Raw genomic sequence first — 20,484 nt, 5'->3', positions numbered from 1 at the left:
CACTTTCAAGTCGATAGGCGAGGGGCGGGACACAGGTTCCGCCCCTTGTCGTTTGCCCGGGGAACGCTCACCTTTTCCGGGTATAATCTGTGGGAGCAGCGAATCGCCGCTGTCGCAGCGCGGAAGCGGCCGGTAAGTTCGCCGCCTCCCCAAAGGCCTATCGCACATGCACCAATATCAGGACCTGCTCGAGCGGATTCTTTCAGACGGCGCCGAGAAGACCGACCGGACCGGCACCGGCACGCTGTCGGTTTTCGGCCATCAGATGCGCTTCAACCTGTCGGCCGGCTTTCCGATGCTGACCACCAAGCGGCTGCCGCTGAAGGCGATCGTGCATGAGCTGCTCTGGTTCCTGAAGGGCGACACCAACATCAAGTATTTGAAGGACAACGGCGTCACCATCTGGGACGAGTGGGCCGACGCCAATGGCGATCTCGGCCCGGTCTACGGCCATCAATGGCGCTCCTGGCCCACGCCGGACGGCGGCAGCATCGACCAGATCGCCAAGGTCATCGACATGATCAAGCGCACGCCGGATTCACGCCGGCTGATCGTCACCGCCTGGAATCCGGCCGACGTCGACAAGATGGCGCTGCCGCCCTGCCACCTGCTGTTCCAGTTCTATGTGGCGAACGGCAAGCTGTCCTGCCAGCTCTATCAGCGCTCGGCCGACGTCTTCCTCGGCGTGCCCTTCAACATCGCGTCCTACGCGCTGCTCACCATGATGGTCGCGCAGGTCACCGGCCTGAAGCCCGGCGACTTCGTGCACTCGCTCGGCGATACCCATCTTTACTCAAACCATCTGGAGCAGGCCCGGCTTCAGCTTACGCGCGCGCCGCGGGCGCTGCCGGTGATGCGGATCAATCCTGACGTGAAGGACATCTTCTCCTTCCGCTACGAGGACTTTGAACTCGTCGGTTACGATCCGCATCCTCACATCAAGGCGGAAGTCGCGGTCTAGCGCCGATGGCTTTGAACGTCCGCCGCGCGCGCCCGGGCGAAGCCGGACTAGTTCTCGATTTCGTCCGCGAGCTCGCCGATTACGAAAAGCTCTCGCACGAGGTCGAGGCAACCGAGGCCGACATCGCGGAGGCGCTGTTTGGCAGCAATCCGCGGCTTTATTGCGCGATCGCCGAGTGGGACGGCGAAGCGGTCGGCTTCGCGGTTTGGTTTGCCAACTTCTCCACCTTCAGCGGCCGCCACGGCATCTATCTCGAAGATCTCTATGTGCGGCCGTCGCATCGGGGCAAAGGCCTCGGCAAGGCGCTGCTGGTCTATCTCGCGAAGGAGTGCGTCGACAACGGCTGGTCGCGCCTGCAATGGGCGGTGCTCGACTGGAACGCGCCGTCGATCGCGTTCTACAAGTCGCTCGGTGCCGTGATGATGGACGACTGGACGCTGTGCCGCGTCACCGGTCCTGCGCTGCAACGGCTTGCCGGGAGCTCTGCCTGATGGAAATCGTCTTCGTCGTCGCGATCGCGGAGAACGGCGTCATCGGCGCGGGCAACGGGATGCCGTGGCGCATGAAATCCGACATGGCGCGCTTCAAGGCGCTCACGATCGGCAAGCCCGTGATCATGGGCCGCAAGACCTTCGAAACCCTGCGGCGGCCGCTGCCGAACCGCACCAACATCGTGATCACGCGCGATGCGGCCTATCGCGCCAATGGTGCCGTGGTCACGACATCGTCCGCGGCCGCGGGCGATGTCGCGCTCGGCGATGCCCTGCGGCGTTCGGTCACCGAGATCGCGGTGATCGGCGGCGCCGAGATCTATCGGCAATGGCTCGATCGCGCCGATCGCCTCGAGATCACGGAAGTGCATGCGCGCCCCGACGGCGACACCCATTTCGACATCGACAAGGCGGAATGGGACGAGATAGCGCGTGTCCGCCATCCCGCCGGAGCCGACGACAGCGCCGACTACTCCTATGTGACATATCGTCGGCGGCGCGGCCATTAACCGCTTTCGTCAATGTTTACATTGACTTTTTCGTGCCCGAGCATAGCTCGAAAGGCGGCCAAGGCCGCGTTGTAAGGGACCTGCCTGTCCCCTATAAAGCCGGACCGGACAAAGCGGGCGGGGGCCATCGAACCCTGCCGAGGAGAGCGTCGAATGCCGTGGAAGAATCAGGGCGGTGGCCCATGGGGCTCGGGTCCAAAGGGACCATGGGGCTCAGGCCCGCAACCGGTTGGGCCGAGGCCGCCGGATCTGGAAGATCTTCTCCGGCGCGGCCAGGACCGCCTTCAGCAGATCATGCCGGGCGGCTATTTCTCCGGCGTCGGCATCACGCTGATCATCCTGCTCATCATCGCGTTCTGGCTGCTGTCGGGCTTCTTCCGCGTGCAGTCGGAAGAGCGCGGCGTCGTGCTGCGGTTCGGCAAGCATGTCCGCACCGTGGACCCCGGCCTGAATTATCATCTGCCCTATCCGATCGAGACCGTGCTGCTGCCGAAGGCGCTGCGCGTCAACACCACCTCCATCGGCATGACCCTGATCGACGATCCGGCGCGGCGCGGCCGCTCCATCCGTGACGTGCCGGAAGAGAGCCTGATGCTCACCGGCGACGAGAACATCGTCGACGTCGACTTCACCGTGCTGTGGCGCATCAAGCCCGATGCCGGCGGCGTCGGCGACTTCCTGTTCAACATCCAGAACCCCGAAGGCACCGTGAAGGCGGTCGCCGAGAGCGCGATGCGCGAGGTGATCGGCCGCTCGCAGATCCAGCCGATCCTGACCGGCGCCCGCAACACGATCGAGCAGGGCGTGCAGGAGCTGATCCAGCGGACGCTCGACAGCTACGGCGCCGGCATTCTCATCACCCAGGTGCAGATGCAGAAGGTCGACCCGCCCGCCCAGGTGATCGACGCGTTCCGCGACGTCCAGGCGGCGCGCGCCAATCTCGAGCAGCTGCAGAACGAAGCGCAGACCTATGCCAACCAGGTGGTGCCGCAGGCGCGCGGACGTGCCGCGCAGATCCAGCAGGCTGCCGAAGGCTACAGGGAGCAGGCGATCGCCGAGGCCAAGGGCCAGAGCGCGCGCTTCCTGAAGGTTTACGAGGAATACAAGAAGGCACCCGACGTGACGCGTGAACGGATCTATCTCGAGACGATGGAGCGCGTGCTCGGTGGCGCGGACAAGCTCGTCTATGACGGCGGCCCCTCGGGCCAGGGCGTCGTGCCCTTCCTGCCTCTCAACGAATTGACGACCAAGCGGCCGCCTGCCGCCGGCCAGCAGCCGAGCGGAGGCAACCGATGAGGTCTCCGGTCACAGGTATCGTCACGCTGCTCGGGCTCCTGCTCGTCGTGATCGTCGGCTACATGTCGCTGTTCACGGTGCAGCAGACCGAGCAGACCATCGTGCTGCAGTTCGGCAAGCCCGTCGACGTCGTCACCGCCCCGGGCCTGCACTTCAAGGCGCCGTGGAATTCGGTGATCAACATCGACAAGCGGATTCTCGACCTGGAGAACCCGTCGCAGGAAGCGATCGCGTCCGACCAGAAGCGGCTCGTGGTCGACGCCTTCGCGCGCTATCGCATCAAGGACGCGCTGCGCTTCTATCAGAGCGTCGGCTCGATCCAGGCTGCCAACATCCAGCTCACCACGCTCCTGAACGCGGCGCTGCGTCGCGTGCTCGGCGAGGTCACCTTCATCAACGTGGTGCGCGACGATCGCGAGAAGCTGATGCAGCGCATCCGCGACCAGCTCGATCGCGAGGCCGACGGTTACGGCATCCAGGTGGTGGACGTCCGGATCCGGCGCGCCGACCTGCCGGAGCAGAACAGCCAGGCGGTCTATCTGCGCATGAAGACCGAGCGCGAGCGCGAGGCCGCCGAGTTCCGCGCGCAGGGCGGTCAGAAGGCGCAGGAGATCCGCTCCAAGGCCGACCGCGAGGCAACCGTGATCATCGCGGAAGCCAATTCGCAGGCCGACCAGACCCGCGGCGCCGGCGATGCCGAACGCAACCGTCTGTTCGCCGAAGCCTACAGCAAGGATGCCGACTTCTTCTACTTCTACCGGTCGATGACGGCATACGAGAACGGGCTGCGTGCGAACGACACCCGCTTCCTGCTGCGGCCGGAGTCGGATTTCTTCCGGTATTTCGGTAACCCGACCGGCAAGAAGGCAGCCGAGACGCCGGCGAAGCCTTAAGCTAGACAGGGGCGGCGTTCTGCCGCCCCTTTGTCCAGACAAGAACAGCACCACGGGAGGTTCCAGGCCGATGAGGTCCATTGCGTTCACCGATTTCCTCATCGGCTTAGGCATCCTGTTCGTGCTCGAAGGCTTGATGTTTGCGGCAAGTCCAAACTGGATGCGCAAGGCCATGAAGAGTGCGATGGCCACTCCCGACCACATTCTGCGAGCGGTCGGGATCGGTTCGGCCGTCGTCGGCCTGATCCTGATCTGGGTGATGCGGCGTCCGATTTAACTGCAGGGCCAACGCCAAAGTGAAGGCGAGACGCCGGTTTTCGCCATATTATCGGGGTCTTGAGGCCCGTTAACGTCCGCGCTTGCGCCGTGCCCCCGTTCGAGCGCAGTCTGGCGCCGAATCCTTGTTCTCTGGAGATTACAATGACCGCTGCCATCATTGCCCCGACCCGCTTGCGCCATGGTGTGCGAATTGGGCTGGCCGCGCTCGCCATCAGTGCCTTCACTGCGCTTGGCAACCCGGCTCAGGCGCGCGGACCGGAGGGCATCGCCGACGTCGCCGAGAAAGTGATCGACGCGGTGGTCAACATCTCGACCTCGCAGACCGTCGAGGCCAAGGGCGGCAGCAACTCCATGCCGCAACTGCCGCCCGGCTCGCCCTTCGAGGAGTTCTTCGACGACTTCTTCAAGAACCGCCGCGGCCCCGGTGGCGGCAGCAAGGGCGGCGACAACAACAGCGGCCCGCCGCGCAAGACCAACTCGCTCGGAAGCGGCTTCATCATCGACACGTCGGGCGTCGTCGTCACCAACAACCACGTCATTGCGGATGCCGACGAGATCAACGTCATCCTCAACGACGGCACCAAGATCAAGGCCGAGCTGGTCGGCGTCGACAAGAAGACCGACCTTGCGGTGCTCAAGTTCAAGCCGACCAAGCCGCTGGTCTCGGTGAAGTTCGGCGACAGCGACAAGCTGCGCCTCGGCGACTGGGTGGTCGCGATCGGCAACCCGTTCAGCCTGGGCGGCACGGTGACGGCCGGCATCGTCTCGGCCAAGAACCGCGACATCTCCTCCGGACCCTATGACAGCTACATCCAGACCGACGCGGCCATCAACCGCGGCAATTCCGGCGGCCCGCTGTTCAACCTCGAAGGCGACGTCATCGGCGTCAACACGTTGATCATCTCGCCCTCCGGCGGCTCGATCGGCATCGGCTTCGCCGTGCCGTCGAAGACGGTCGCCGGCGTCGTCGACCAGCTGCGCCAGTTCGGCGAGCTGCGCCGCGGCTGGCTGGGCGTGCGCATCCAGAGCGTCACCGACGAGATCGCCGAGAGCCTCAGCATCAAGCCCGCGCGCGGCGCGCTGGTCGCCGGCGTCGACGACAAGGGCCCGGCCAAGCCCGCCGGCATCGAGCCCGGCGACGTCGTCGTCAAGTTCGACGGCAAGGACGTCAAGGACCCCAAGGATCTGTCCCGCGTCGTCGCCGACACCGCGGTCGGCAAGGAGGTCGACGTCGTCGTCATCCGCAAGGGCCAGGAGCAGACCAAGAAGGTCACGCTCGGGCGCCTGCAGGATCCCGAGAAGGTGCAGGCCACGGTGAAGACCGACGAGCCCGCGCCGGAGAAGCCGGTGACCCAGAAGGCGCTCGGCCTCGACCTCGCGGCGCTGAACAAGGACCTGCGCACGCGCTACAAGATCAAGGAGAGCGTCAAGGGCGTGGTCGTCACCAATGTCGACGCCAATTCCGATGCCGCCGAGAAGCGCCTCTCTGCCGGCGACGTCATCGTCGAGGTGGCGCAGGAAGCCGTCTCCAGCGGCGCCGACATCCAGAAGCGGGTCGACCAGCTCAAGAAGGACGGCAAGAAGTCGGTGCTGCTGCTGGTGTCGAATGCCGACGGCGAGCTGCGGTTCGTCGCGCTGAGCGTGCAGTAAGGGACGCGCGGTCTCCTGGCGCTGCACGGACTTGCAGGGTGGGCAAAGCGAAGCGTGCCCACGCCTTTGCGTCGACGCAACAAAGAGTGGTGGGCACGGCGCTAACGCGCCTTTGCCCACCCTACGGCTGCTGAGTATGCAGCTAGAGACTAGGCCTCGACGAACTCGTCCCGCCGATATCCCTGCGCATACAGCAGTGCGGTGAGATCGCCGTGATCGATCCGCGCGGCGGCCGCAGCGGCCACCGCCGGCTTGGCGTGATAGGCCACGCCCAGCCCCGCCGCCTGGATCATCGCGAGATCGTTGGCGCCGTCGCCGACCACGACGGAGTCGATGTCGTCGAGATCGAACGATTCCATGAGATCCACGAGCGTCGCGAGCTTGGCGGCGCGGCCCAGGATCGGCTCCTTCACTTCGCCGGTGAACTTGCCGTCGCGCACGATCAGCTCGTTGGCGCGGTTTTCCTGGAAGCCGATCTTGGCGGCGACAGCGCGCGTGAACAGCGTGAAGCCGCCGGAGACGAGGCAGGTATAGGCGCCGTGCGCGCGCATGGTGGCGACCAGCGCGCGGCCGCCCGGGGTCAGCGTGATACGCTTGTCCAGCACCTCGTCGACGACGCCCGCGGGAAGGCCCTTCAGCAGCGCGACGCGCTCGCGCAGCGCCGGCTCGAACTCGATCTCGCCGCGCATCGCCCGTTCGGTGATGGCGGCGACATGGGCCTTCATCCCGACGAGGTCGGCGAGCTCGTCGATGCATTCCTGGCCGATCATGGTGGAATCCATGTCGGCGAGAAAAAGCTTCTTGCGCCGGAAGCCGACAGGCTGCACGACGATGTCGATCGGCAGGTCGCCGCGAAGCTCGCGCAACCGCTGCTCGATGGCGCGCCGGTCGGCTTCGAGGTTACTGTCGGCGCCGAAGGGAATGTCGACTGCAACGCCGTCGAACAGCCAGTGCGCGGGAGCTGCCTGAGGCAGCACGGCGCGGGCGCCGTCGACGATGGTGGAGTCGAGCGCGGGGTTGTCAGGGTTGCAGACCAGCGTGGCGACGAGGGACATTTGAGGTTTTCGTGAGCGAGGAGCGTTCGAGCAAGGCCGTGCTTATCGCAGGCCCGACCGCCAGCGGCAAGTCGGCGCTGGCGCTCGAGCTTGCCCTCAGCGCCGGCGGCACCGTCATCAATGCCGATTCCATGCAGGTCTATCGCGACTTGCGCATCATCACGGCGCGGCCCACGCGCGGCGAGGAGGCGCGGGCGCCGCACCGTCTCTACGGTCATGTCGATGCGGCCGTGAATTTTTCGGCCGGCGCCTGGGTCGCGGACGCTGCGAAGGCGCTGGAAGAGGCTCGTGCCGAAGGCCGCCTCCCGATCTTCATCGGCGGGACCGGGCTCTATTTCAAGGCGCTGACGGCGGGCCTCTCCGTGGTGCCGCCGATCCCCGCCGAGGTGCGCGAAGACGTGCGCGCGCGGCTGGAGCGGAACGGCGTCGAGGCGCTGCATGCGGAACTCGCCGCCCGCGATCCGCGCGCGGCCGAGCGCCTGAACCTGCGCGACCGCACCCGGATCGCGCGCGCGCTCGAGGTTGTCGAGGCGACCGGGCGCTCGCTGCTCGACTGGCACCAGGAGGGCCAGCCGCCACTGCTGGCCAAGGACAGTTTTCGAGCGGTATTCCTCGCTCCCGAGCGCGACGACCTCTACGCCCGCATCGACGCCCGCTTCGATGCCATGCTTGGCGGCGGCGCCCTGCGGGAGGTCGAGCGGCTCGCGGCGCGGCACCTCGATCCGCTGCTGCCGGCCATGAAGGCCCATGGCGTGCCGGCCCTGATCCGGCATCTGCGCGGCGAGCTCAGCCTGGAGGAGGCCGCCACGATCGGCCGTGCCGACACCCGCCACTATGCCAAGCGCCAGTTCACCTGGTTCCGGCACCAATTGCCGGAATTCGAATGGGTAAAGCCGGAGGAGGCGAGGGGCTGGCTCGCCGCGATCGTGAGCGCGGCGGAAGACCCCCGTTGACGCGCTTTTGTGCCAGGGTTCCCTAATTTACCTCTCGCCGAACCCAGGGAACACCGCTACACTGCCAAAATCGCGCGGGAACGGCCGCATTGCCTTGACATCCGGGCTTTGGTCGTTATGTTTCGCGCAACCTTTGGGAAGCCGAGCGTCTACTATGCGCAACATTATTACCAAACTCCTTATCGCCGTCGTACCCAGGCACACCGCCGGGGGTGGCTAGCTGCCATCCACATGACAGGCGGTGTGCAGGGTCCCTCTTCGGGGCCTTTTTTATTTCCCGAAACCAACACGAACGAAGCCGCTGACAACAGCGCATCCGGAGCAAGCCAATGACCGACAAGAGCCACGATCCGAACCAGATGACCGGCGCTGCGATGATCGTCCGCGCGCTCATCGATCACGGCGTGACCGACATTTTCGGCTATCCCGGCGGCGCGGTGCTTCCGATCTACGACGAGATCTTCCAGCAGAGCGAGGTTCAGCACATCCTGGTCCGCCACGAGCAGGGCGCAGGCCATGCCGCCGAGGGCTATGCGCGCTCGACCGGCAAGCCCGGCGTCGCGCTGGTGACCAGCGGCCCCGGTGCCACCAACATGGTGACGCCGCTCACCGACGCGCTGATGGATTCGATCCCGCTGGTCTGCATCTCCGGCCAGGTGCCGACGCATCTGATCGGCAACGACGCCTTCCAGGAATGCGACACCGTCGGCATCACGCGGCCCTGCACCAAGCACAACTGGCTGGTGCGCGACGTCAACGATCTCGCGAAGGTGCTGCACGAAGCCTTCTACGTTGCCACCACGGGCCGCCCGGGCCCGGTGCTGGTCGACGTGCCCAAGGACGTGCAGTTCGCGACCGGCACCTACCATCCGCCGCGCAAGTCCGACGTGCACCGCTCCTACGCGCCGCGCGTGAAGGGCGATGCGACGCAAATCCGCAAGGCCGTGTCGCTGCTCGCGAACGCCAAGCGGCCCGTGATCTACAGCGGCGGCGGCGTCATCAATTCCGGCCCCGAGGCCACCAAGCTGTTGCGCGAGCTGGTCGAGGTCACCGGTTTCCCGATCACCTCCACGCTGATGGGCCTCGGTGCATATCCGGCGTCGGGCAAGAACTGGCTCGGCATGCTCGGCATGCACGGCACCTACGAGGCCAACATGACGATGCATGACTGCGACGTCATGCTGTGCGTCGGCGCGCGCTTCGACGACCGCATCACCGGCCGCGTCGATGCGTTCTCGCCGAACTCGAAGAAGATCCACATCGACATCGACCCGTCCTCGATCAACAAGAACATCCGCGTCGACGTGCCGATCATCGGCGATTGCGGCAACATCCTCGGCGACATCCTGCAGGTGTTCAAGGCGGAGGCGAAGAAGCCGGACATCAAGTCGTGGTGGCAGCAGATCGCGCAGTGGCGTGCGCGCAACTCGCTCTATTACAAGAAGAGCAACGACGTGATCCTGCCGCAGCACGCGATCCAGAGCCTGTTCGAGGCGACCCGCGGCCGCGACACCTACATCACGACCGAGGTCGGCCAACACCAGATGTGGGCGGCGCAGTTCTACGGCTTCGAGGAGCCGCATCGCTGGATGACCTCGGGCGGTCTCGGCACGATGGGCTACGGCCTGCCGGCCGCGATCGGCGTGCAGGTCGCTCATCCCGACAGCCTCGTCATCGACATCGCGGGCGATGCCTCGGTGCAGATGACGATGCAGGAGATGTCGACGGCAGTGCAGTACGAGCTGCCGATCAAGATCTTCATCCTGAACAACCAGTACATGGGCATGGTCCGGCAGTGGCAGCAGCTGCTGCACGGCAACCGGCTGTCGCATTCCTATTCGGAGGCGCTGCCGGATTTCGTCAAGCTCGCGGAAGCCTATGGCGGCGTCGGCCTGCAGGTGCACAAGCCGTCCGATCTCGACGGCGCCATCAAGGAGATGATCTCGGTCAAGCGTCCGGTGCTGTTCGACTGCCGCGTCGCCGCACTGGAAAACTGCTTCCCGATGATCCCCTCCGGCAAGGCGCACAACGAGATGCTGTTGCCGGAGCAGGCGAACGACGAGGCGACCGCCAAAGCGTTCGCCGGCGGCAAGGCCCTGGTGTGAGACCATGTTCGACCTGACGGAGCTCGAGCGCGCACATGCGATCGTGGGGCAGGCGGTGCCGGCAACGCCGGCACGCGGCTGGCCGCTGCTCGCTGAGCGCCTCGGCACCGAGGTCGTCGTCAAGCACGAGAACCACACGCCGATCGGCGCCTTCAAGGTGCGCGGCGGCCTCGTCTATCTCGACCGGCTCAAGCGCGAACGGCCGAACACGCCGGGCATCATCTCGGCGACGCGCGGCAATCACGGCCAGAGCCTGGCCTTCGCCGCGAGCCGCCATGGCGTGCCGGCCGTGATCTACGTGCCGTCAGGCAACTCGGTCGAGAAGAACCGGGCGATGAAGGCGTTCGGCGCCGAGCTGGTCGAGCATGGCGCGGATTTTCAGGCCGCGCGCGAGGAAGCCGAGCGCCGTGCGCAGTTCGCCGGGCTCCATATGGTGCCGTCGTTCCATCCGGACCTCGTGCTGGGTGTCGCGACCTACGCGCTCGAGCTGTTTCGGTTCGCGCCCGACCTCGACGTCCTCTACGTGCCGATCGGACAGGGCTCCGGGATCTGCGGCTGCATCATGGCGCGCGACCTCTTGGGCCTGAAGACCGAGATCGTCGGCGTGCAATCGACCGAGGCGCCGTCCTACGCGCTGTCGTTTGCGGCCGGCAAGATCGTGACGACCGAGACCAGCAACACGCGCGCCGACGGCATGGCGACTCGCATCCCCGACGAGGATGCGTTCGCGCTGATCCGAAAAGGGGCCGCGCGCATCGTGCAGGTCACTGACGACGAGGTCGCCGCCGCGATCCGCGCCTACTGGACCGATACGCACAATCTCGCCGAAGGCGCCGGCGCAGCCGCGCTCGCCGCGGCGCTGCAAGAGAAGAGCAAGCTGAAGGGCAAGCGCGTCGGTCTCGTGCTGTCCGGCGGCAATATCGATTTCGATCTGTTCCGCCGTTGGGTCGGGACGGACGCGCCGGCGACGGCGTGACGGAGAGACAAGAGGGGACGACAATGAACCAGCCCGCATCCGCCTACTTCATCGAAGACCGCCACGATCCCAACGAGACGCACACGCTCGCGGTGCTCGTGCAGAACGAGCCGGGCGTGCTCGCCCGCGTCATCGGCCTGTTCTCGGGGCGCGGCTACAACATCGAGAGCCTCACGGTCTCGGAGACCGAGGCCCAGAAGCATCTGTCGCGTATCACCATCGTCACCACGGGTACGCCGATGGTGATCACGCAGATCAAGAACCAGCTCGACCGCATGATCCCGGTCTACCAGGTCGTCGACATGACCCAGACCAAGCGCTCGATCGAGCGCGAGCTCGCGATGGTCAAGGTGCGCGGGCAGGGCGAGCATCGCGTCGAGGCCCTGCGGCTGGCGGATGCGTTCCGCGCCCGCGTGATCGACGCGACCACCGAGAGCTTTGTGTTCGAGATCACAGGCAATACGGACAAGATCAATCAGTTTATCGACTTGATGCGCCCGCTCGGCCTTGTCGAGGTGTCGCGCACGGGTGTTGCCGCGATCGGTCGCGGGCCTGAAGGGATGTGAACCATGCTGGCGCGCGACTGGTATTACAACGAGCGGAACCGGATGGGGATCGAGCCCGCTGTGGCCTCGATCTACGACAACCATGACGATGCCGACCTGCGGGCGCGCGCCGCGTTGAAAATGCTCGGGGTACAGCGCGGCTGGCGCATCGCCGATATCGGTTGCGGCAACGGCGTGCTCGCCACCGAAGCAGCCCTGATGGGCGCGGAGGTCGACGCCATCGACATCTCGCCTGCGATGCTGGCGCTCGCCGAGATCTACGCCCGCGACCGCAAGGCGCCGGTGCGCACCCAGTCGGCGGGCCTGCTCTCCTTCGCCTACCGCCCGGAATCCTATGACCTGATCGTCAGCGAGTTCACGCTGCATCATCTGCCGGATTTCTGGAAGGCGGTGGCGATGTCGCGGATCTATCGGGCGCTCAAGCCCGGTGCGAGCTTCTACTTGCGCGACATCGTCTACGCCTCGATGCCCGACGCGATCGAACGGGACGTCGAGCAATGGGCCGACTTCCAGATCAAGAACCACGATTTCTCCCGCGAGGGCGTGGTGACGCATATGCGCGACGAATATTCCACCTTCGGCTGGGTCATGGAGCGGATGCTGACCGACGTCGGCTTCACGCTGGTCTCGGCCGACTACCACGCGCCGATGCACGGAACCTATCTGCTGCGAAAACCCAATTCGTCCACGTAAAGGCCGGCGAGCAAGGCTAGACCAGAACAACAACAGGGCTGCACGACAGGGCAGAACCGGAAACAACAATGAAGCCGGCCGATATCCTCATTGCCGTCATGGTGGCGATCATCTGGGGGCTTGCCTTCGTGGCGAGCCGGATCGCGCTCGACGAGCTTTCGCCGGAGCTGATGACCGCGTTGCGCTTCACGATCGCTGCGGTGCCGTGCCTGTTCATCCGCAAACCGAAGGTCGCCTGGTCGCTGTTGATCGCGATCAGCTTCACGCTGTTTCTCGGGCAGTTCCTGTCCCAGGCCTACGGCATCGCCCATGGCGTGCCGGTGGGGCTGACCAGCGTCGTCGTGCAGAGCCAGGCGCTGTTCACCATCGGCTTCGCCGCGCTCGCGTTCGGTGAGCGGCCGACGCCGGTGCAGACGCTCGGCATCGTGATTGCCGCGATCGGCCTGCTGATGATCTGCGGCACGGTCGGCTACGATTTCAGCGTCAGTGCCTTCGCGGTGCTGATGATCTCGCCGCTGAGCTTTGCCATCGGCAATCTGCTGCTGCGCGGCGCCCGCGGCGTGCCGATGTTCGACCTGTTCGCCTGGTTGTGCCTCGCCTCGGCCGTGCCGCTGTTCGTGCTGGCGCTGATCGCCAACGGGCCGGCGCCGACCTTGACGTCGCTGACGCACATATCGCTCGCATCGGCGCTCTGCATGCTGATGCTCGGCGGCATCTCCACCAGCATTGCCTATTGGCTGTGGGGCCGCCTCCTGCGCGACTATCCGGCAGCACAGGTGGTGCCGTTCGCGCTGCTGGTGCCGTTCGTCGGCTCCGCCGCATCCAGCATCGTGTTCGGCGAACGGTTCGGACCGCTTCGCCTCGCCGGCATGCTGACCGTGATCGGCGGGATCGCCGTGATGGTGCTGGCGAAGCGTCCGCAAGTCCTGCCGAAGACCGCGTGAGGTGAACATGACCTATTCGCTGTTCTATGCCTTCCTCGTGTTCATGGTGGTGATGTATTTCACCCCTGGGCCGAACAACATCATGCTGTTGTCATCCGGTCTGACCTACGGCTTCCGTCGCACGATCCCGCACATCGTCGGCATCGTCCTCGGCTTTGCCTTCATGGTCGCCGCTATCGGCCTCGGGCTCGGCACCGTGTTCCTTGCCTATCCGATCCTCCAGACCATCCTGAAATATGCCGGTGCGGCCTACCTGATCTATCTTGCCGCCGCGATCGCCATGTCCGGTCCCGCCAAGCCGGGCGGGGAAGACGGCCGCGGCCCGATGACCTTCTGGGGCGCGGCCATGTTCCAGTGGATCAACGCCAAGGGCTGGGTGATCGTGATCGGCACCATCACCGCCTACGCGGCGATTGCCCAGTTTCCCGTCAACATCGCGATCCAGACCCTGATCAGCCTGCTCGTTGGCACGGTCTCGACCGTGGTCTGGGCCCTGTTCGGCACCGCGTTGCGGCCCGTCCTGACCTCCGAGCGGCTGGTCCGCGCCTTCAATATCCTGATGGCGATCCTGCTGCTGGCCTCCCTCTACCCCGTTCTCGTGGATGCATGATGTCGCGGATTTCCATGCAGAAACGGGTTTCCCTCAGGGCTGAAAATGCTCTAGACAGCCCCCGAAATCCGCAAATTTCACCCTTCGGACACTGACCATCGGCCGATTTTCGGCCCTCAACGAGGAAACGACCATGCGTGTTTATTACGATCGCGACGCCGACCTGAACCTGATCAAGGGGAAGAAGGTCGCCATCGTCGGCTATGGCAGCCAGGGCCACGCCCATGCGCTCAACCTGAAGGACTCCGGCGTCAAGGAAGTCGCCATTGCGCTGCGCAAGGATTCGGGCTCGGTGAAGAAGGCGGAAGCCGCCGGCTTCAAGGTGATGGAAGTCGCCGAAGCCGCCAAATGGGCCGACCTCGTCATGATGCTGACCCCGGACGAGCTCCAGGGCGACATCTATCGCGAGCACCTGCACGACAACATGAAGAAGGGCGCTGCCCTCGTGTTCGCGCACGGCCTCAACGTTCACTTCAACCTGCTCGACCCGCGCGCCGACCTCGACGTGCTGATGATCGCGCCGAAGGGCCCCGGCCACACCGTGCGCTCCGAGTATCAGCGCGGCGGCGGCGTGCCCTGCCTGATCGCGATCGCCAAGGACGTCTCGGGCAACGCCCATGACCTCGGCCTGTCCTATGCGTCGGCCGTCGGCGGCGGCCGCGCCGGCATCATCGAGACCACCTTCAAGGAAGAGTGCGAGACCGACCTGTTCGGCGAGCAGGTCGTTCTCTGCGGCGGTCTGGTTGAGCTGATCAAGGGCGGCTACGAGACCCTGGTCGAAGCCGGCTACGCGCCCGAGATGGCCTATTTCGAGTGCCTGCACGAAGTGAAGCTGATCGTCGACCTGATCTATGAAGGCGGCATCGCCAACATGAACTACTCGATCTCCAACACCGCGGAGTACGGCGAGTACGTCACCGGCCCGCGCATCGTCACCGCCGAGACCAAGGCCGAGATGAAGCGCGTTCTCGCCGACATCCAGGGCGGCAAGTTCGCCCGCGACTGGATGCTCGAGAACAAGGTCAACCAGACCTCGTTCAAGGCGACCCGCGCCAAGCTCGCTGCGCATCCGATCGAGGAAGTCGGCGCCAAGCTGCGCGACATGATGCCTTGGATCAAGAAGGGCGCGCTGGTCGACAAGAGCAAGAACTAAGTCGCGTTCCCCGGACGCAGCGCAGCGCGCGAGCGGTGCGCTGCTGATCCGGGGTCCACGGCGGCTTCTGGATCCCGGCTCTGCGCTCCGCTTGTCCGGGACACGACAGCGAAACACAAGCTTCGCCCGTCAAACCAAATCTTAAACCTTCGCGGCTAGATTGGAGCGAGATCGCAGACAGCGGTCTCGCTCTTTTCATCTCGCCCGAAGCATTGCTGCTTCATTCAAATTCTTCGCGAGCTGATGTGTCTCCTGAGCTCGAAGAACTGACGCTTAAACCACATTCTTGATCCGGCGTCGTTTTCGCGACTTTCCTGCGCGCTGTCGAACCCCAAAACATCAACGTCGTCAGAGTCAAAGATTCGGCTCTTCATCCGTGGTCTCATCGTGCGGCCCGTCTCGCCTCACGAGTTCGCGTGCCCATTCACCTTAAGAACCCACATCTGCCGCGGCTTCTTGCGGTGCGTCGCGTGCGCAGAAAATGCTGTTGCTGCGTAGCCTGAGAACCGCGGTCCATTGCGCTGGCACATCCTTCTCCTACATGATCGCGGGAACTCTCGGGGGAAGGACCATGCGATCTGTCGTCGTCACCGGCGCGTCCACGGGCATTGGCTGGGCCGTTGCAAAATATCTGGTCGGGCGCGGCTATCGCGTCTTCGGCAGTGTTCGCAAACAGGCCGACGCCGACCGGCTGAAGGGTGAATTCGGCGCGAACTTCACAGCCCTCTTGTTCGACGTCACCGACGAGGCCGCAGTTCTTGCTGCGGCGCGAAGCGTTCGCGAGGCGCTGGGCGGGGAGACGCTCCATGGGCTCGTCAACAATGCCGGCATCGCGGTTGCCGGTCCCGTGCTCGAATTGTCGGCCGACGAATTCCGCCGCCAGATGGACATCAACGTCATCGGCCCCGTGATCGCGACGCAGGCGTTCGGGCCGCTGCTCGGCGCGGATCCCTCGCTGAAGGGGCCGAAGGGGCGGATCGTGATGATCAGCTCGGTCGCGGGCAAGAACGGCAACCCGCTGTCGGCGCCGTACTGCACCTCCAAGCATGCGGTCGAGGGGCTGTCGGAAAGCCTGCGCCGCGAGCTGATGCTGTTCGGCATCGACGTCATCATCGTCGCCCCCGGTGCGGTGAAGACGCCGATCTGGAGCAAGGCCGAAGAGATCGACCTCTCCGTCTACCAGAACTCGCCCTATCTGCCGGCGCTCAACAAGGTCATGGCGTTCATGATGGAGCTCGGCGCCAAGGGCCTGCCGGCCGAGCGCATCGCCGAAATCGTGTTCGAGGCGCTGACCGCGCCAAGCCCCAAGGTGCGCTACCAGATCACGCCGGATCCGCTGCGCCATCTGATCGGCTCCGTGCTGCCGAAACGGACGGTCGACCGCATCATCGCCAAGCGCCTCGGGTTATTGCCGCAGGTCTGACCGTCGTTCAGCGCGCCTCGGCCGTCCGTCCGCGCGGGTCGGCGGCCATCGCGATCAGCCGCAGCGCCAGCACGACAAGCAGCGGCAGGAGAAAGACGGCATAGGCCGGCATCGCGGGCACGCGCTTGCCGAACGACACCATGAACTGGAGCCAGAGGTAATAGCCGCCCACGAGGTGCAGCGCGCGAAAGGCGCGCGGTCCGATCAGCGCGGCCATGCGGTCGAACGAAGTCGCGCTCATGGCGATGATCAGGGCATAGCCGATGCCGCCGAAGATGTAGGAGGCCGGCGAGGTGGCCGCCGCAAAGCCGGCCGGGTCCATGTAGGCGAACGCGATGATCGCGATGGCGTGGATCGCGTGGGAGGTCGCAAAGCTGAGCCCCAGATAGCGACGGTTGCGCCGCTGCCAGCGCGTCCAGGCGTTGGGCCGCAATCGCACCAGTGCCGCGGCGCTGAAGGCCAGGCAGAACAGCAGCAGCGAGCTTCGCGCCGTGAAGCGGATCACCATCCGCACGCCCTCGACCTCGAACTGTCGCATCGAGGCGATCCACAGGCTGAGCGCGATCAGGCTGAGGGCGAGCACGGCCAGCAGCCGCCAGCCCTCGAACCAGCTTTGACGTGACGACATGGCGATCTCCTCCGCTATGTAATCATCGATTACATTTCGTCGGCCCGGAGCGGTCAATGGTGTAATCGCTGCTTACATTCACGTTCGGGTGATGCTAGGAAAGGCCATGCCCGCCCGACCGCCGCCCAAGCCGCGCGCCCGCCAGAGATCGCAAGCCCGGCCCTATCACCACGGCGACCTCCGCCGCGTGCTGATCGATGCTGCGCTGCAATTGGCGGAAGAGGGAGCCGAGGTCTCCGTGCGTGAGGCCGCGCGCCGCGCCGCGGTGTCACCGGGCGCGCCGTTCCGGCACTTCCCCAACCGCGATGCCCTGATGGCGGCGGTGGCCGAGGAGGCGCAGCGGCGCTTCCGTGCGGAGATCGAGGTGGCGCTGGGCCAAGTCACCGCTACCGATCCGCTCGGCCGCTTCCGCGCCTTCGGCCTTGCTTATCTGCGCTGGGCGATGCGCAACCCCGCGCATTTCGAGATCATCTCGACAGGGCGCTATTTCGCCCATGGCAGCTCGCCGGAGCTGACCCGGGACAATGCCGAGCTGATCGCCCTGACCGAGCAGATGCTGGCTGACGCGGCCGCCCAGGGACTGCTGCGGCCGGCCGACCTCAAGCCCATCCAGATTGCCGGCCGCGCCCTGGTCTACGGTTTCGCCCGGATGAATCTCGACGGCCATTTTCCGCGCTGGGGCGTGGCGGAGACCGAGATCGAGCGGATGGCGGAAGCGGTGATCGACCTGTTCATCAAGGGGATCGCGAAGTCCTGACGCCGCGGGCAGCCCGGCCCCACCCTCATGGTCGCATCGCCGCGAGAACCATGAGGCGCCAGTCCGGGCCTCGCCCTTCGAGACGCCTGCTTCGCAGGCTCATCAGGGTGAGGAGAGAGACTGCGCATGCGGCGCCTCGCTGCTCGGCAAGATTAAGCGAAGGTCGGATCACGGCGCGCGTTGCCTGTCCTTGACTGTTCCGTTACAGTTTTGTGACACGGTGCAGGCTTCCGGCTGCCCCGGACGCCCTAGCCGCCGTCGGGCTGGCCAGACGGCTAGGTATCATTGCGCCGGACCAGAGTTGCGTGTCGTCGATGGCGTCCGCGCCCAATCCAGGTCCTTCTGCCACGACCGCCGTGCTGGCGAGCGTCGCCGCGCTCGGCATCTGGCGGCTGCTCGCCGTTGCGGCGCCGCATCTGGCCGCGCTCGCGCTGATGTACGAGACCGAGACCGATTTCGGCTCGCGCCTGTCCTTCGCGCTGGCCTGGGGCATCCTCAACTTCTTCTGGATCACGCTGCTGCGGCGGCCGGCGCTGTCGGGGGCGCTGTCGCTGACCATGGTCGTGGTCTTGGTGCTGCTGTCGCGGCTCAAGCACGACGTCGTGCAGATGACGGTCAACTTCATCGACCTGATGATGATCGACCGCGACACCGTGGCGTTCCTGTTCACGATCTTCCCGAACCTGCGCTGGTCGGTGATCCTGGCCGGTCTCGTCACGCTGCCGCTGATGTATGCGCTGTGGTGGCTCGACCCGTTCCGCATCCGCCGCCTGCCGGCACTGGCCTGCAAGCTCGCCTGTCTTGCCGCTCTGGTCGGCTATTCGCTCTATCATCCGGACGAGGCCTGGCGCGGCTATTACGACGACGGCTATCTCTCGAAGTTCTTCCGCTCCGGCGTCAGCTCGGTCTCCGACTTCGTCCAGTACGGCTTCATGGAGTCCGCGGCTTCGACCAACGAGCGGCTCAACATGCCGCTGGTCGACGCCTGCCATCCCGCCGGCCGCCGGCCGAACATCATCATGATCCATGATGAATCGAGCTTCGACATCCGCGCCGCGCAGGGCATCAAGGTGCCGCCGCGCTATGGCGATCATTTCAAGTCCTGGGACGGCAGGCAGCGCACGTTCCTCGCCGAGAGCAATGGCGGGCCGAGCTGGTTCACCGAATACAACGTGCTTGCAGGGCTCTCCTCGCGCTCGTTCGGCCGCTTCGCCTATTTCGTGACGCGCATCGCCTCGAACCGGGTCGAGCGCGGCCTGCCGCTGGCGCTGCGTCGCTGCGGCTACGACACGCTGTCGCTCTATCCCGCCTATGGCGGCTTCATGGGCGCGCGCAGCTTCCAGATGACGACCGGCATCGAGCGCTTCCTCGACTCCCATGATCTCGGCGCCAAGGATGTCGAGCCCGACAGCTTCTTCTACGACAAGGCGCTGCAGCTGATGGGCCAGCAGCCGCCGAACAAGCCGCTGTTCACCTTCATCTATCTCGGTGCCAATCACTTCCCCTGGGAGACGCGCTTCCGTCCCGACCTGCTGCCGAACTGGCGCGCGCCGGGCAACGTGCCGTCCATTGACGAATATCTGCGCCGGCAGGCGATGAGCGCCGAGCAGTACAAGGCGTTCGTCGCGGGGCTGAAGAAGAGCTTTCCGAACGAGCCCTTCCTGATTGTGCGCTACGGCGATCACCAGCCGGAATTCGCGCCGAACCTGTTGGAGCCCGGGCTCGACGAGGGCGCCATCGGCAAGAAGCTCGATGCCTACGATCCCAGGCTCTACGCGACCTATTACGCGATCGACGCCGTCAATTTCGAGCCGGTGAAGAGCGAGGCCGTGATGGACACGGTCGACGGCCCCTATCTGCCGCTGGTGATCCAGGAAGCCGCCGGCATCCCGCTCGACCCGTCCTTTGCCGAGCAGAAGCAGATCATGCTCCGCTGCAAGGGCCTGTTCTACGGCTGCAAGGACGGCGCCGAGGCACGGCGGCTGAACCGGCTGCTGATCAATGCAGGGATCATCCGCGGGCTGTAGCTTACAGCGCGGCCATTCATTCGCCACCGCGGCCGTGGATATTTCGGCCCTGGCGTCGTCGTCCGATCGAGGGACGCGATGACGGACGATGCCGGCTAATGGGGGCCCGAACAACCGCGAACCCAAAGGAGACGTCATTGGCCATTTCCGTGAAACAGATGCTCGAGGCCGCCAACGCGGCCGTGCCGAAGATCTCGCCGGCCCAGGCGAAGGAGATGATCGGGAAGGGCGCGCTCGTGCTCGACGTGCGCGATGCAACCGAAGTCGAGAAGAGCGGAAAAATCCCGGGCGCGCTGAATATCTCCCGCGGCATGCTGGAATTCCGCGCCGATCCGGACTCGCCCTATCACGACAAGACGCTGGCCAGGGACAAGACCGTGATCCTCTATTGCGCGTCCGGCGGCCGTTCTGCGCTCGCCGGCAAGCTGCTTCAGGACATGGGCTACGGCCATGTCTACAACGTCGGCGGCTTCAAGGACTGGGTCGATGCCGGAGGCGCGACCGAGAAGACGTAG

The 20,484-nt window shown here is 65.4% G+C and carries 21 protein-coding genes; 19 read left to right on the top strand and 2 right to left on the bottom strand.

The annotated features are described in order from the left end of the window. The first annotated feature begins 166 nt into the window (after positions 1-166). The 7 genes from JQ617_RS11835 (at position 167) to JQ617_RS11805 (ending at position 6,079) form a co-directional block, all read left to right on the top strand. Complete coding sequence (locus JQ617_RS11835; RefSeq protein ID WP_063689078.1) at positions 167-961, top strand: thymidylate synthase; 795 nt, start codon at positions 167-169, stop codon at positions 959-961. Positions 962-966: 5 nt separating this feature from the next. Further along, positions 967-1,452 carry a GNAT family N-acetyltransferase gene (locus tag JQ617_RS11830; RefSeq protein WP_212026453.1) on the top strand — a complete coding sequence of 162 codons (486 nt, stop codon included), beginning with the start codon at positions 967-969 and terminating at the stop codon, positions 1,450-1,452. Continuing rightward, a complete protein-coding gene (locus JQ617_RS11825; protein WP_212026452.1) occupies positions 1,452-1,961 on the top strand; it encodes a dihydrofolate reductase in 510 nt (169 codons plus the stop codon). The genes JQ617_RS11830 and JQ617_RS11825 overlap by 1 nt, the downstream gene beginning before the upstream one ends. A 153-nt stretch (positions 1,962-2,114) precedes the next feature. Then, positions 2,115-3,257: an FtsH protease activity modulator HflK gene (gene hflK / locus JQ617_RS11820; RefSeq protein ID WP_063689070.1), complete on the top strand. Its 1,143-nt coding sequence runs from the start codon at positions 2,115-2,117 to the stop codon at positions 3,255-3,257. Beyond that, complete coding sequence (gene hflC / locus JQ617_RS11815; RefSeq protein ID WP_063689068.1) at positions 3,254-4,150, top strand: protease modulator HflC; 897 nt, start codon at positions 3,254-3,256, stop codon at positions 4,148-4,150. The genes hflK and hflC overlap by 4 nt, the downstream gene beginning before the upstream one ends. 70 nt (positions 4,151-4,220) lie before the next feature. Further along, positions 4,221-4,427: a DUF2065 domain-containing protein gene (locus tag JQ617_RS11810; RefSeq protein WP_063689066.1), complete on the top strand. Its 207-nt coding sequence runs from the start codon at positions 4,221-4,223 to the stop codon at positions 4,425-4,427. Between the two features lie 143 nt (positions 4,428-4,570). After that, positions 4,571-6,079: a Do family serine endopeptidase gene (locus JQ617_RS11805; protein WP_212026451.1), complete on the top strand. Its 1,509-nt coding sequence runs from the start codon at positions 4,571-4,573 to the stop codon at positions 6,077-6,079. A 149-nt stretch (positions 6,080-6,228) separates the two neighbouring features. Here JQ617_RS11805 and serB read toward each other — a convergent pair whose 3' ends face one another. Further along, positions 6,229-7,134, bottom strand: a complete 906-nt coding sequence (serB, locus tag JQ617_RS11800) for a phosphoserine phosphatase SerB (protein WP_212026450.1) — start codon at positions 7,132-7,134, stop codon at positions 6,229-6,231. Positions 7,135-7,145: 11 nt separating this feature from the next. On the opposite strand from serB, the gene miaA reads away from it, so the two are divergent. From miaA to JQ617_RS11755, 9 genes are all read left to right on the top strand, one after another. Continuing rightward, a complete protein-coding gene (gene miaA / locus JQ617_RS11795) occupies positions 7,146-8,087 on the top strand; it encodes a tRNA (adenosine(37)-N6)-dimethylallyltransferase MiaA (protein WP_212026449.1) in 942 nt (313 codons plus the stop codon). Between the two features lie 329 nt (positions 8,088-8,416). After that, positions 8,417-10,192, top strand: a complete 1,776-nt coding sequence (locus JQ617_RS11790) for an acetolactate synthase 3 large subunit (RefSeq protein ID WP_063689055.1) — start codon at positions 8,417-8,419, stop codon at positions 10,190-10,192. A gap of 4 nt (positions 10,193-10,196) precedes the next feature. Continuing rightward, complete coding sequence (locus JQ617_RS11785) at positions 10,197-11,168, top strand: threonine dehydratase (protein ID WP_145664334.1); 972 nt, start codon at positions 10,197-10,199, stop codon at positions 11,166-11,168. 23 nt (positions 11,169-11,191) lie between these two features. Beyond that, positions 11,192-11,734, top strand: coding sequence for an acetolactate synthase small subunit (gene ilvN / locus JQ617_RS11780; RefSeq protein ID WP_063689049.1), 543 nt, complete (start codon positions 11,192-11,194; stop codon positions 11,732-11,734). A 3-nt stretch (positions 11,735-11,737) separates the two neighbouring features. Continuing rightward, on the top strand, positions 11,738-12,427 hold the full coding sequence (locus JQ617_RS11775) for a class I SAM-dependent methyltransferase (protein WP_063689046.1): 690 nt from the start codon (positions 11,738-11,740) through the stop codon (positions 12,425-12,427). Positions 12,428-12,495: 68 nt separating this feature from the next. Further along, positions 12,496-13,371, top strand: a complete 876-nt coding sequence (locus tag JQ617_RS11770) for an EamA family transporter (protein WP_212026448.1) — start codon at positions 12,496-12,498, stop codon at positions 13,369-13,371. Positions 13,372-13,378: 7 nt separating this feature from the next. After that, complete coding sequence (locus JQ617_RS11765) at positions 13,379-13,981, top strand: LysE family translocator (RefSeq protein WP_212026447.1); 603 nt, start codon at positions 13,379-13,381, stop codon at positions 13,979-13,981. A 133-nt stretch (positions 13,982-14,114) separates the two neighbouring features. Beyond that, positions 14,115-15,134, top strand: a complete 1,020-nt coding sequence (ilvC, locus tag JQ617_RS11760; RefSeq protein ID WP_014493068.1) for a ketol-acid reductoisomerase — start codon at positions 14,115-14,117, stop codon at positions 15,132-15,134. A gap of 571 nt (positions 15,135-15,705) precedes the next feature. Further along, complete coding sequence (locus tag JQ617_RS11755; RefSeq protein WP_212026446.1) at positions 15,706-16,557, top strand: SDR family oxidoreductase; 852 nt, start codon at positions 15,706-15,708, stop codon at positions 16,555-16,557. A 7-nt stretch (positions 16,558-16,564) separates the two neighbouring features. Here JQ617_RS11755 and JQ617_RS11750 read toward each other — a convergent pair whose 3' ends face one another. After that, positions 16,565-17,185, bottom strand: coding sequence for a hypothetical protein (locus tag JQ617_RS11750; RefSeq protein ID WP_212026445.1), 621 nt, complete (start codon positions 17,183-17,185; stop codon positions 16,565-16,567). A gap of 106 nt (positions 17,186-17,291) precedes the next feature. Here JQ617_RS11750 and JQ617_RS11745 point away from each other — a divergent pair, with 106 nt between their 5' ends. The 3 genes from JQ617_RS11745 (at position 17,292) to JQ617_RS11735 (ending at position 20,484) form a co-directional block, all read left to right on the top strand. After that, on the top strand, positions 17,292-17,942 hold the full coding sequence (locus JQ617_RS11745) for a TetR/AcrR family transcriptional regulator (RefSeq protein ID WP_249156955.1): 651 nt from the start codon (positions 17,292-17,294) through the stop codon (positions 17,940-17,942). Between the two features lie 314 nt (positions 17,943-18,256). Then, a complete protein-coding gene (locus JQ617_RS11740) occupies positions 18,257-19,969 on the top strand; it encodes a sulfatase-like hydrolase/transferase (RefSeq protein WP_212026443.1) in 1,713 nt (570 codons plus the stop codon). 137 nt (positions 19,970-20,106) lie between these two features. Continuing rightward, positions 20,107-20,484 (top strand): rhodanese-like domain-containing protein, encoded by a 378-nt coding sequence (locus tag JQ617_RS11735; protein ID WP_212026442.1) that lies wholly within the window; start codon positions 20,107-20,109, stop codon positions 20,482-20,484.

It is taken from the genome of Bradyrhizobium sp. KB893862 SZCCT0404 (assembly GCF_018130885.1).
Classification (GTDB): domain Bacteria; phylum Pseudomonadota; class Alphaproteobacteria; order Rhizobiales; family Xanthobacteraceae; genus Bradyrhizobium; species Bradyrhizobium stylosanthis.
Note: the sequence above shows the minus strand (reverse complement) of the source record. Positions and strands in the feature narration are given on the sequence as shown.

What these genes read in the sequence shown, in the direction of transcription:
- JQ617_RS11745 (WP_249156955.1), top strand. Translation starts at nt 17,292, where the DNA reads ATGCCCGCCCGACCGCCGCCCAAGCCGCGCGCCCGCCAGAGATCGCAA.
- JQ617_RS11770 (WP_212026448.1), top strand. Translation starts at nt 12,496, where the DNA reads ATGAAGCCGGCCGATATCCTCATTGCCGTCATGGTGGCGATCATCTGG.
- JQ617_RS11775 (WP_063689046.1), top strand. Translation starts at nt 11,738, where the DNA reads ATGCTGGCGCGCGACTGGTATTACAACGAGCGGAACCGGATGGGGATC.
- JQ617_RS11750 (WP_212026445.1), bottom strand. Translation starts at nt 17,185, where the DNA reads ATGTCGTCACGTCAAAGCTGGTTCGAGGGCTGGCGGCTGCTGGCCGTG.
- hflK (WP_063689070.1), top strand. Translation starts at nt 2,115, where the DNA reads ATGCCGTGGAAGAATCAGGGCGGTGGCCCATGGGGCTCGGGTCCAAAG.
- JQ617_RS11825 (WP_212026452.1), top strand. Translation starts at nt 1,452, where the DNA reads ATGGAAATCGTCTTCGTCGTCGCGATCGCGGAGAACGGCGTCATCGGC.
- JQ617_RS11790 (WP_063689055.1), top strand. Translation starts at nt 8,417, where the DNA reads ATGACCGACAAGAGCCACGATCCGAACCAGATGACCGGCGCTGCGATG.
- JQ617_RS11835 (WP_063689078.1), top strand. Translation starts at nt 167, where the DNA reads ATGCACCAATATCAGGACCTGCTCGAGCGGATTCTTTCAGACGGCGCC.
- JQ617_RS11830 (WP_212026453.1), top strand. Translation starts at nt 967, where the DNA reads ATGGCTTTGAACGTCCGCCGCGCGCGCCCGGGCGAAGCCGGACTAGTT.
- ilvC (WP_014493068.1), top strand. Translation starts at nt 14,115, where the DNA reads ATGCGTGTTTATTACGATCGCGACGCCGACCTGAACCTGATCAAGGGG.
- JQ617_RS11755 (WP_212026446.1), top strand. Translation starts at nt 15,706, where the DNA reads ATGCGATCTGTCGTCGTCACCGGCGCGTCCACGGGCATTGGCTGGGCC.
- ilvN (WP_063689049.1), top strand. Translation starts at nt 11,192, where the DNA reads ATGAACCAGCCCGCATCCGCCTACTTCATCGAAGACCGCCACGATCCC.
- serB (WP_212026450.1), bottom strand. Translation starts at nt 7,134, where the DNA reads ATGTCCCTCGTCGCCACGCTGGTCTGCAACCCTGACAACCCCGCGCTC.
- JQ617_RS11785 (WP_145664334.1), top strand. Translation starts at nt 10,197, where the DNA reads ATGTTCGACCTGACGGAGCTCGAGCGCGCACATGCGATCGTGGGGCAG.
- JQ617_RS11805 (WP_212026451.1), top strand. Translation starts at nt 4,571, where the DNA reads ATGACCGCTGCCATCATTGCCCCGACCCGCTTGCGCCATGGTGTGCGA.
- hflC (WP_063689068.1), top strand. Translation starts at nt 3,254, where the DNA reads ATGAGGTCTCCGGTCACAGGTATCGTCACGCTGCTCGGGCTCCTGCTC.
- JQ617_RS11765 (WP_212026447.1), top strand. Translation starts at nt 13,379, where the DNA reads ATGACCTATTCGCTGTTCTATGCCTTCCTCGTGTTCATGGTGGTGATG.
- JQ617_RS11740 (WP_212026443.1), top strand. Translation starts at nt 18,257, where the DNA reads ATGGCGTCCGCGCCCAATCCAGGTCCTTCTGCCACGACCGCCGTGCTG.
- JQ617_RS11810 (WP_063689066.1), top strand. Translation starts at nt 4,221, where the DNA reads ATGAGGTCCATTGCGTTCACCGATTTCCTCATCGGCTTAGGCATCCTG.